This window comes from Pseudoxanthobacter sp., from assembly GCF_036822375.1.
Taxonomy (GTDB): Bacteria; Pseudomonadota; Alphaproteobacteria; order Rhizobiales; family Segnochrobactraceae; genus Pseudoxanthobacter.
Genome location: NZ_DAISHT010000378.1, coordinates 1 through 1,600 on the forward strand (window position 1 = coordinate 1; position 1,600 = coordinate 1,600).

Genomic DNA, 1,600 nt, shown 5'->3' on the forward strand with positions numbered 1-1,600 from the left:
CAGGCGCGGCTTAAGCCGCAAGCGATGTCATCAGCCCGTAGAAGGCGCCGGTCGGGGCCTGCACGATGGCGATGCGGCCGACCTGCGGAATGTCCCACGGGGCGCGGATGATCCGGCCGCCGGCGGCCGCCACCATCGCGGTGCGGTTGTCGACATCGTCGGCCTCGATATAGGCGAACCAGTGCTCGGGAATGCCGTCGAACTCCGGGCCGGCCATCTGGAAGATGCCGGCGACATAATCCGCCCCGTCGCGCGCGACATAATAGGTGGTGCCGTTTTCCATCGGCATCGGATCGAAGGTCCAGCCGAGGGTTTCGCTGTAGAAGCGCACCGCGGCCTGCGGGTCGCGCGTGTAGAGTTCGTTCCAGACGAAATGGCCGTGTTTGGTGGTCATCGGGTCCTCCTCCCGGCGGGCGGCCCTGATGGCCGCGCTCGCCCCATCGTCGGGCGCAATTGCGACGCTGTCACGTCGGATCGCGGTTCATCGCTTCCGCCCGCTGGTTGAAGGCCTGACGGATGGCCATTGCCAGCGTCTCGGCGCTTTCCGCACCCATCACCGCCAGCCGGCCGTCGAAGATGAAGCACGGCACCCCGGTGACGCCGATGCGCCGGGCGGTTTCGATCTCCTGCGCCACGGCCTGCGTGTCGGCATCGCTGGCCAGCAGGCGGGCGACCATCGCCCCGTCCATGCCGCAGGCCTCGGCGGCGGTGCGCAGCACGGCGGCATCGCCGATATCGGCGCCTTCGCAGAAGAACAGCCGGAACAGCCGCTCGACCATCTCGTCCTGCACGCCTTCCACGCCGGCCCAGCGAATCAGGCGGTGCGCGTCGAGGCTGCTGGGCTGCAGGCGAATGGCATCGAAGGCGAAGGGAATGTCCTCGGCCGCACCCAGTTCCGTCAGGCTCTCGTGCACGGCGCGGATGCGGGCGGGGCCGTCGCCGCCATGGCCGAAGCGGGCTTCCATCCACGCGGTGCGCTCCACGCCGGCCGGCGGCACGCTCTCGTCGAGGATGTAGGGGCGGAAGTGAACCTCCACCGTCACCTCGGGCACCATGGCAATGGCCCGGTCGAGGCGATGCTTGCCGAGGAAGCACCAGGGGCAGACGACGTCGGAGACGACGTCTACGGTCACGGGGTCCAGGAGATGGGTCGTCGTCATCGGGGCAACTCGTCTGCCTTGAAGGGGAAGGTGCCGGCATGGTTCCGGCAGCGGGGGGCAGGTCGTTTTCTAGGCGAAAGCGCGGGCGGGTGCAAAAGGAGCCGGCGCTCTGTTGCCGGCTTGCCATGTCGCCCGGCCATTATGCTTCCGGCGCATGCAGATTGCGGAGAATCCGGACAGAGCCGCTGGAATTGGCGGTGACGGAGCGTTAAGGATGCGCCGACAGAGGACGGCAGGCGCGGTCGGCCTTGCTCCTGCCCCAGTCGGCAGGCACGGCTTGCCCGCGAAGATCACGTGATTCCCGCCGGCGGGGCCGCACTGCCCGCAAAGCCGGACCGGCGACGCATTCGAGGACGACGGATTCCATGGCGAGTGAAATGCTCGGAAATCGCACGCGGCGTGTTCTGGCTGCCGGCGCGGCGGCGCTGCTGACGGCCGTT

2 protein-coding genes are annotated in these 1,600 nt (G+C 68.5%); both read right to left on the bottom strand.

Annotated elements, in window-relative coordinates; all coding sequences use genetic code 11:
• Positions 1-10 precede the first annotated feature (10 nt).
• The gene (locus V7067_RS17800; protein ID WP_334177215.1) at positions 11-394 is read right to left on the bottom strand and encodes a VOC family protein; all 384 of its coding nucleotides are present in this window, start codon (positions 392-394) and stop codon (positions 11-13) included.
• A 70-nt stretch (positions 395-464) separates the two neighbouring features.
• Positions 465-1,160: a DsbA family oxidoreductase gene (locus V7067_RS17805; protein WP_334177216.1), complete on the bottom strand. Its 696-nt coding sequence runs from the start codon at positions 1,158-1,160 to the stop codon at positions 465-467.
• Positions 1,161-1,600 lie beyond the last annotated feature (440 nt).

Coding starts and splice junctions, on each gene's coding strand:
- V7067_RS17800 (WP_334177215.1), bottom strand. CDS start 394: ATGACCACCAAACACGGCCATTTCGTCTGGAACGAACTCTACACGCGC.
- V7067_RS17805 (WP_334177216.1), bottom strand. CDS start 1,160: ATGACGACGACCCATCTCCTGGACCCCGTGACCGTAGACGTCGTCTCC.